Origin of the sequence: Pseudomonas sp. NDM (assembly GCF_003105095.1) — a bacterium.
Lineage (GTDB): Bacteria > Pseudomonadota > Gammaproteobacteria > Pseudomonadales > Pseudomonadaceae > Aquipseudomonas > Aquipseudomonas moraviensis_A.
In genome coordinates, this window is sequence record NZ_QETJ01000184.1 from 1 (window position 1) to 8,747 (window position 8,747).

At 60.1% G+C, this 8,747-nt stretch carries 8 protein-coding genes; 6 read left to right on the forward strand and 2 right to left on the reverse strand.

Translation table 11 applies throughout. The annotated features are described in order from the left end of the window. The first annotated feature begins 209 nt into the window (after positions 1-209). The 6 genes from DCO47_RS23580 to DCO47_RS23610 all read left to right on the forward strand — a co-directional run bounded on the left by DCO47_RS23580 (position 210) and on the right by DCO47_RS23610 (position 6,459). Positions 210-1,505 (forward strand): OprD family porin, encoded by a 1,296-nt coding sequence (locus DCO47_RS23580; RefSeq protein ID WP_064363563.1) that lies wholly within the window; start codon positions 210-212, stop codon positions 1,503-1,505. A 275-nt stretch (positions 1,506-1,780) separates the two neighbouring features. Continuing rightward, the gene (locus tag DCO47_RS23590) at positions 1,781-2,605 is read left to right on the forward strand and encodes an NAD(P)-dependent oxidoreductase (RefSeq protein ID WP_116659031.1); all 825 of its coding nucleotides are present in this window, start codon (positions 1,781-1,783) and stop codon (positions 2,603-2,605) included. Between the two features lie 44 nt (positions 2,606-2,649). Continuing rightward, the gene (locus tag DCO47_RS23595; protein WP_116659032.1) at positions 2,650-3,543 is read left to right on the forward strand and encodes an SMP-30/gluconolactonase/LRE family protein; all 894 of its coding nucleotides are present in this window, start codon (positions 2,650-2,652) and stop codon (positions 3,541-3,543) included. Between the two features lie 60 nt (positions 3,544-3,603). After that, positions 3,604-4,575 carry a TRAP transporter substrate-binding protein gene (locus tag DCO47_RS23600; RefSeq protein ID WP_042609304.1) on the forward strand — a complete coding sequence of 324 codons (972 nt, stop codon included), beginning with the start codon at positions 3,604-3,606 and terminating at the stop codon, positions 4,573-4,575. Positions 4,576-4,651: 76 nt separating this feature from the next. After that, complete coding sequence (locus DCO47_RS23605) at positions 4,652-5,179, forward strand: TRAP transporter small permease (RefSeq protein ID WP_065616079.1); 528 nt, start codon at positions 4,652-4,654, stop codon at positions 5,177-5,179. Further along, complete coding sequence (locus DCO47_RS23610) at positions 5,179-6,459, forward strand: TRAP transporter large permease (protein ID WP_042609302.1); 1,281 nt, start codon at positions 5,179-5,181, stop codon at positions 6,457-6,459. Before DCO47_RS23605 ends, DCO47_RS23610 begins: the two co-directional genes overlap by 1 nt. A gap of 114 nt (positions 6,460-6,573) precedes the next feature. On the opposite strand, the gene DCO47_RS23615 is transcribed toward DCO47_RS23610, so the two are convergent. Further along, positions 6,574-7,374: a sulfite exporter TauE/SafE family protein gene (locus DCO47_RS23615; protein ID WP_116659033.1), complete on the reverse strand. Its 801-nt coding sequence runs from the start codon at positions 7,372-7,374 to the stop codon at positions 6,574-6,576. A gap of 9 nt (positions 7,375-7,383) precedes the next feature. Beyond that, positions 7,384-8,628 (reverse strand): FAD/NAD(P)-binding oxidoreductase, encoded by a 1,245-nt coding sequence (locus DCO47_RS23620; protein ID WP_116659034.1) that lies wholly within the window; start codon positions 8,626-8,628, stop codon positions 7,384-7,386. Positions 8,629-8,747 lie beyond the last annotated feature (119 nt).

Here is an 8,747-nt window from a genome sequence, read left to right on the forward strand (position 1 = left end):
GCGATAGCGGTGAATCACTCGCCATTTTCTTCGCTGACACACCGCTATCGCGAGCAGGCTCACTCCTACAGTGGAGAATGCGTGGCTGGACGAGTGATCGTATAACTTCCAGTTGACAATCCTCTAAAATCTGGGAAATATCCCCAGCGATGTTGTACGACGACGTATGACAAATAATAAAAACAACAAACGATTCAGGGAGCGTCACAGTGAGCACACTCGCCCGCAATTCCGTCCGCCCTCCACGTTTTGCCACTTTCAAGCCGCGTTCGACCCTCAGCCTGCTCGGCTGCAGCAGCCTCGCCCTCGCCCTGCCAATGAGCGCCGATGCCGAAGGCTTTCTCGAAGACAGCAAAGCCACGCTGAACCTGCGCAACGCCTACTTCAACCGCAACTTCGTCAACCCGGCCTATCCCCAGGGCAAGGCTGAAGAGTGGACGCAGAACTTCATCCTCGACGCCAAATCCGGCTTCACCCAAGGCACCGTCGGCTTCGGTCTCGACATCCTTGGCCTGTACTCGCAGAAGCTCGATGGCGGCAAAGGCACTGGCGGCACGCAGCTGTTGCCGATCCACGATGACGGGCGCCCGGCCGACAACTTCGGCCGGCTCGGCGTAGCCCTGAAAGCCAAAGTTTCGAAAACCGAATTGAAGGTCGGCGAATGGATGCCGGTACTGCCGATCCTGCGCTCCGACGATGGCCGCTCCCTGCCGCAGACCTTTCGCGGCGGCCAGATCACCTCCACCGAGATCAACGGCCTGACTGTCTACGGCGGCCAGTTCCGGGGCAACAGCCCGCGCAACGACGCGAGCATGGAAGACATGTCGATGAACGGCCGCGGTGCATTCACCTCTGATCGCTTCAACTTCGGCGGCGGCGAATACACCTTCAACGAGAAACGCACCATGGTCGGCGTGTGGTATGCCGAGCTGACCGATATCTATCAGCAACAGTATTTCAACCTCAGCCACAGCCAGCCGATGGGCGACTGGACCCTGGGCGCCAACCTCGGTTTCTTCACCGGCAAGGAAGACGGCAGCGCCCAGGCCGGCGACCTCGACAACAAGACCGCGTTCGCCCTGCTCTCTGCCAAGTACGGCGGCCACACTTTCTACGTCGGCCTGCAGAAACTCACCGGGGACGATGCCTGGATGCGCGTCAACGGCACCAGCGGCGGCACCCTGGCCAACGACAGTTACAACGCCAGTTATGACAACGCCAAGGAGCGCTCCTGGCAGCTGCGTCACGACTACAACTTTGTGGCGCTGGGCGTGCCTGGCCTGACCCTGATGAACCGCTACATCAGCGGCGATAACGTGCACACCGCGACCACCAATGACGGCAAGGAATGGGGCCGCGAATCGGAACTGGCCTACACCGTGCAGAGCGGCCCGCTGAAGAACCTCAACGTGAAATGGCGCAATGCGACCATCCGCCGGGATTTCAGCACCAACGAATTTGACGAGAACCGGATCTTCATCAGCTATCCGATTTCGTTGTTGTAATTTCCAAGGCGACACCGCCCCCCTGTAGGAGTGAGCCTGCTCGCGATAGCGGTATATCAGTCAGAGCAAATGTCAGCTGATACAGCGCTATCGCGAGCAGGCTCACTCCTACAAGGAAATGCATTTCAAGGCGAAGCAACTGGAAAAACACCTTTCCGCCTTCCGTCATCTACACCAAAAGTCGCGTTGACAATATCCGGAAACCCTACCGATACTTCAGCGCAGTCATACGACAACCTACAACAAACCTAATAACAATGTGTCCAGGGATTGCCATGACGTCTACTTCTACCCCCCGCGTACCTTTCAATCGCCTGCTGCTGACCGGTGCCGCCGGAGGCCTGGGCAAAGTCCTGCGCGAACGCCTGCGCCCTTATGCCAACGTACTGCGCCTGTCCGATATCGCCGCCCTCGCCCCAGCCGTCGATGAACATGAAGAAATCGTGCTCTGCGACCTCGCCGACAAACAAGCCGTGCATCAACTGGTCGAAGGCGTCGATGCGATCCTGCATTTCGGCGGCGTTTCGGTCGAGCGGCCGTTCGAAGAAATTCTCGGTGCGAACATCTGCGGCGTCTTCCACATTTACGAAGCCGCGCGCCGCCATGGCGTCAAACGCGTGATTTTCGCCAGCTCCAATCACGTCATCGGCTTCTACAAGCAGGACGAAAAACTCGACGCCACTTCCCCGCGCCGTCCTGACGGTTACTACGGTCTCTCCAAGTCCTACGGCGAAGACATGGCGAGTTTCTACTTCGATCGCTACGGCATCGAAACCGTCAGCATCCGCATCGGTTCCTCGTTCCCCGAGCCGCAGAACCGCCGGATGATGCACACCTGGCTGAGCTTCGACGACCTTACGCAACTGCTCGAACGCTCGCTGTACACACCGAATGTCGGTCACACCGTGGTCTACGGCATGTCCGCCAACAAGGAGGTCTGGTGGGACAACCGCTACGCCAGCCACCTCGGTTTCGAAGCCAGGGACAGCTCGGAAGTGTTCCGCGACAAAGTCGAAGCCCAGCCGATGCCGGCCGATGACGATCCGGCGCGGATCTATCAGGGCGGCGCGTTCGTTGCAGCAGGCCCGTTTGGCGACTGATCGCTCGACTTGATCCCCCTCCAATAAAAACCAAGGGAATGAGTATGCAAGCCGAATTGATCGTCGACGCCCGCAACGCGGTCGGTGAAAGCCCGGTCTGGGTGCCGCAGGAAAACGCGCTGTACTGGGTGGATATTCCCAACGGCGGGCTGCAACGCTGGAGCGCCGACACTGGCCATGTTGCTTCGTGGAAAGCCCCGGAAATGCTCGCCTGCATCACCCGCCACCGCAGCGGTGGCTGGGTCGCTGGTATGCAAAGCGGTTTCTTTCGCCTGCACGCGCACAGCGACGGCAGCCTCGACAGCGAATTGCTCGCCACCGTCGAGCACAGCCGCCCGGACATGCGCCTTAACGATGGTCGTTGCGACCGCCAAGGGCGTTTCTGGGCCGGCAGCATGGTCTTGAACATGGGCCTGAATGCGCCTGAAGGCCGGCTGTATCGCCTCGGCGCCGGGCAGGCTGGCGTGATTGAAGCGCAGCTGGATGGCTTCATCGTGCCCAACGGCCTCGGTTTCAGCCCTGACGGCAAAACCATGTACCTGTCGGATTCGCACCCCAACGTGCAACTGATCTGGGCGTTCGATTACGACACCGAAACCGGTACGCCATCGAATCGCCGCATCTTCGTCGACATGAACCACTTCCCCGGCCGCCCCGACGGCGCCGCCGTGGATGCCGAAGGTTGCTACTGGATCTGTGCCAACGACGCCGGCCTGATTCACCGTTTCGCCCCGGACGGTCGCCTCGATTTCTCGCTGGAAGTACCGGTGAAAAAACCGACCATGTGCGCTTTCGGCGGCAGCAACCTGGACACCTTGTTCGTCGCCTCGATTCGCCCCGGCGATGACCTCGATCCGCAATCCATGGCCGGCGGCGTGTTCGCCTTGAAGCCCGGCGTCAAAGGCCTCGCCGAACCTGAATTCAACGATCTGCTTTAGACCTTCTGCTGCACCGCTGCGCCTTGAACACAAAAATAACAAGACTGGAGACTCACCCCCATGAACTTCAAACGCACCTTGCTCGCCGCTGCACTCCCGCTGATTTTTACCCTCGCTAGCGCCGCTCAGGCACTGGAACTTAAAGTCGCCGACATCCACCCCAAGGGTTATCCAACCACGGTGGCGGAAGAAAGTATGGGCAAAATGCTGACCAAAGAGACCAACGGCGAGCTGACTTTCAAGTACTTCCCGGGCGGTGTGCTGGGTTCTGAAAAGGAAGTCATCGAGCAGATGCAAGTCGGCGCGATACAGATGTCCCGGGTCAGCCTGGGGATCGTCGGCCCTGTCGTACCGGACGTGAACGTCTTCAACATGCCGTTCATCTTCCGAGACCACCAGCACATGCGCAATGTCATCGATGGGCCGGTGGGCGATGAGATCCTCGACAAGATCACCAACTCGGAATTCGGCCTGGTGGCCCTGGCCTGGATGGACGGCGGCACGCGCAACATCTACACCAAAAAACCGGTGCGCAAGCTCGAAGACCTCAAGGGCATGAAAATTCGTGTGCAAGGCAACCCGATGTTCATCGAGATGATGAACGCCATGGGAGCCAACGGGATCGCCATGGACACCGGCGAGATCTTCAGCGCCCTGCAAACCGGCGTGATCGACGGCGCGGAAAACAACCCGCCGACCCTGCTCGAACACAACCACTTCCAGAACGCCAAATTCTACAGCCTGACCGGTCACCTGATCCTGCCAGAGCCTATCGTGATGTCGAAAATCACCTGGGAGAAACTCACTCCGGATCAACAGACACTGGTCAAGAAAGCCGCCAAGGCTGCCCAGGCTGAAGAGCGCGAGCTGTGGGACAAGAAGTCCGCTGCCAGTGAAGAAAAACTCAAGGCCGCCGGCGTCGAGTTCATCACGGTCGACAAAAAACCCTTCTACGACGCCACTGCACCGGTGCGGGCCAAGTACGGTGCGCCGTATGCCGACCTGATCAAGAAAATCGAAGCCGTTCAGTAACGCCTCCCGCTCCGTACTCATGAATAAGGCCCGGCGCGCCGGATGTTCGAGGCGCGCCCGGTTACGGTGAAACCCGATGAAGAATTTGCTGCTGCGTATCAACGACAAGATCTACATGACCTGCATCTGGGTGGCCGGCCTTTCCGTTCTGGCAGTTTCCCTGATGATTCCCTGGGGCGTGTTTGCCCGCTACGTGCTGGGTACCGGTTCGAGCTGGCCCGAGCCTACGGCCATTCTGCTGATGATCGTGTTCACCTTTATTGGCGCCGCTGCCAGCTACCGCGCCGGTGCGCACATGGCCGTGGCCATGGTGACCGACCGCATGCCGCCGCATCTGCGCCGCGCCGCGTCGATTTTTTCCCAACTGCTGATGGCCCTGATCTGCATTTTCATGACGATCTGGGGATTCAAGTTGTGCATGTCCACCTGGAACCAGTTCATGGCGTCCCTGCCCACCCTGCGGGTGGGCGTGACCTATTTGCCGATTCCCGTGGGCGGTTTGCTGACCCTGGTTTTTGTCCTGGAAAAACTGTTTTTCGGTGACCAGAGCAAGCGTCGGGTCGTGCAGTTCGATCTGGTTGAAGAAAGCGAAGGTGCCGTTTAATGGACGCTCTGATTCTGCTGGGCAGTTTTATCGTATTGATCCTGATCGGCATGCCGGTCGCCTACGCCCTCGGCGCCGCCGCGCTGATCGGTGCGTGGTGGATCGACATCCCCTTCCAGGCCGTAATGATCCAAGTGGCGGGCGGGGTAAACAAGTTCTCACTGCTGGCCATTCCGTTCTTTGTCCTCGCCGGCGCGATCATGGCCGAGGGCGGCATGTCCCGGCGGTTGGTGGCGTGTGCCGGGGTGCTGGTGGGTTTCGTCCGTGGTGGCCTGTCACTGGTCAACATCGTCGCCTCGACCTTCTTCGGTGCGATCTCCGGTTCGTCGGTGGCCGACACCGCGTCGGTGGGTTCGGTGCTGATTCCGGAAATGGAGCGCAAGGGTTATCCGCGCGACTTCTCCACTGCTGTGACCGTCAGCGGTTCGGTGCAGGCCCTGCTGACCCCGCCAAGTCATAACTCAGTGCTCTACTCGCTGGCCGCAGGCGGTACCGTTTCGATCGCCTCGCTGTTCATGGCGGGCATCGTGCCGGGCTTGCTGATGAGCGCGTGCCTGATGGTGTTGTGCCTGATCTTCGCGAAAAAGCGCAACTACCCCAAGGGTGAAGTGATCCCGATGCGCCAGGCGCTGAAAATCGTCGGCGAAGCCCTTTGGGGCCTGATGGCGATGGTGATCATCCTCGGCGGTATTCTCTCCGGGGTCTTCACCGCGACCGAGTCGGCCGCCATTGCCGTGGTGTGGTCGTTCTTCGTGACAATGTTCATCTACCGCGACTACAAGTGGCGTGAACTGCCCAAGCTGATGCACCGCACCGTGCGGACGATCTCGATCGTGATGATCCTGATCGGCTTCGCCGCCAGCTTCGGCTACATCATGACCCTGATGCAGATTCCGGCGAAGATCACCACGGCGTTCCTGACCCTGTCGGACAACCGTTACGTGATCCTGATGTGCATCAACGTCATGTTGCTGCTGTTGGGCACGGTGATGGACATGGCGCCGCTGATCCTGATCCTGACGCCCATCCTGATGCCGGTGATTCTGGACATCGGCGTCGATCCGGTGCAGTTCGGCATGATCATGCTGGTCAACCTGGGGATCGGATTGATAACACCGCCCGTGGGTGCGGTGCTATTCGTCGGCTCCGCCATCGGCAAGGTCAGTATTGAAAGCACTGTGAAAGCCCTGCTGCCGTTCTACGCCGTGCTGTTCCTCGTGCTGATGCTGGTCACCTACATTCCGGCTCTGTCGCTGTGGCTGCCGCACCTGGTGTTGTAACAATGTGACTGTGGCGGGGAGTTTGCTCCCGCTCGGGCGCGCAGCGGTCGCTCTTTAAAAAAAGGGCCTGCTGCGCAGTCCAGCGGGAGCAAGCTCCCTCGCCACAGAAGTGTTTCAGGTCCGAAAAAGCATGCAGGCTGCCACCACCAGACAGACACTGGCAAACCCCACCTGCAACGCCCGCGCCGGCACCCGTGCGCACAGCCTGCGGCCGATGATCATGCCGACGATGCTCGCGACGATGAACGCGGCGCCCTGGCTATCGATGCGTACGCCCGCATGCAACGAGCCGATCACCCCGATCGCTGAAATCAGACTGATCACCATCAACGATGTCGCAACAATTCCACGCATCTGCACATCGGTCAGTTGCTTGAACGCCGGCACGATCAGGAACCCGCCACCGACGCCAAGCAATCCCGAGACCACACCGGTAATCGCCCCCAGTGCGGCGAGAGTTGCGGTGCATTTGGCGGTCCAGTCGAAGCGCCCGGTCTGCTCGTTGAGCATGCAGTTCTTCTGGCCCCAACTGGCATGCCCGTGATCGCTCGGCCCCGCTTGCTGACGGTCTCTTCTGAACATTCGCCAGGCAACCATGACCATCAGCAGGCTGAACAGGATCATTAGAACCTTCTCCGGCAACTGATGCGCGAAGTTGATTCCCAGCGGCGAAAACACCGCGCCCAGGGCCGCAATCAATAGCGCCGCGCGGTAACGGACCAGGCCATGGCGCAAACCATCGATTGCCCCGACCGCTGCCGCGCTGCCGACCGCAAACAAGGCCACCGGCGCCGCTTGCGTCATCGTCCAGCCAAGCCCGAGCACCAGCGCCGGCACCGCGAGAATCCCGCCGCCCGCGCCGGTCAGACCGAGCACCAACCCCATCACCACGCCAAACAGACTTGCCAGCAACATAGGGTTTTCTCAGTCGACCCTGGACAGACGCGTCAACCACTCGCGGCCCTTGAGCATGCCGTGCCAGTAGAACCACGGCAGCAGTGTCGCTTTCAGCCACCACGCCGATCGCCGGGGAACGGTCGGGTCGAGCGGGAAGGTCGGCAGCAGTTTGCCGCCATAGCCGAACTCGGCAAGGATCACCTTGCCCTTCTCCACCGTCAGCGGGCACGAGCCGTAGCCGTCGTACTTCAGCGGCAGCGGCTGTTGTTTGCGCGCGGCCAGGAGGTTTTGCGCAACGACGACAATCTGCTTGCGCACCGCCGCTGCAGTTTTCGCGTTGCTGGTACCGCAGATATCACCGAGTGCGAACACTTCGGGATAACGCGGATGCTGCAGGCTGTGCGGATCGACTTCGCACCAGCCGGCGGCGTCGGCCAGAGCGCTTTGCGCGATGAAGTCCGGCGAAACCTGCGGCGGCACGACGTGGAGCAGATCGAAGCTTTTCGCCTCGCGGGTGACGTTGCCGTCGGCGTCCTTGATCTCGAACCACGCGGTTTTCGCCGGGCCGTCGACCTTGACCAGATTGGAATTGAAGGCCAGTTGCGCGTTGTACTGTTCGATGTACTTCATCAGCGGCGGGACGAAGGTCGGCACGCCAAACAGCGCGGCCCCGGCCAGGTTGAATTCAACATTGATGTTGCGCAGCACCCCGGATTTGCGCCAGTGATCGCAGGAGAGATACAGGGCTTTTTGTGGCGCGCCGGCGCATTTGATCGGCATCGCCGGCTGGGTGAACAGCGCCCGGCCATCGCGCAGTTTCTGCACTTGATCCCAGGTGTACTGGGCATGTTGGTAGCTGTAGTTCGAGGTGACACCGTGCAGGCCAAGGCTTTCCTGCAAGCCTTCGATTCTCTCCCAGGCCAGGCGCAGGCCGGGACAGACGATCAGATTCTGGTAGCTGACGGTGCGCTGATCATCGAGGGTGAGTTGACGCTGAGCCGGGTCAATGGCGCTGACGCTCGCCTGAATCCACGTTGCCTGACGCGGCATGACTTTGCTCATCGGCCTGACGGTGTCTTTCACATCAAATGCGCCACCGCCAACCAGCGTCCAGGCCGGTTGGTAGTAGTGTTGTGAACTGGGCTCGATGACTGTGACGTTAAGGTGCGGGTCACGCTTGAGCAGACTGGCGACAAAACCGATGCCGGCCGTCCCGCCGCCGATGACCACGATGTCCGCACTGATGGATGGGCCCCAGTGTTGATCGTTCATTGCTTGTTCCTTTTGCTGCACGCAAGGATTTCTCAGCCTTCACACAAAACCTGTAGGAGTGAGCCTGCTCGCGATAGCGGTGTACCAGCCGACATCTTCATTGACTGTTTCACCGCTAT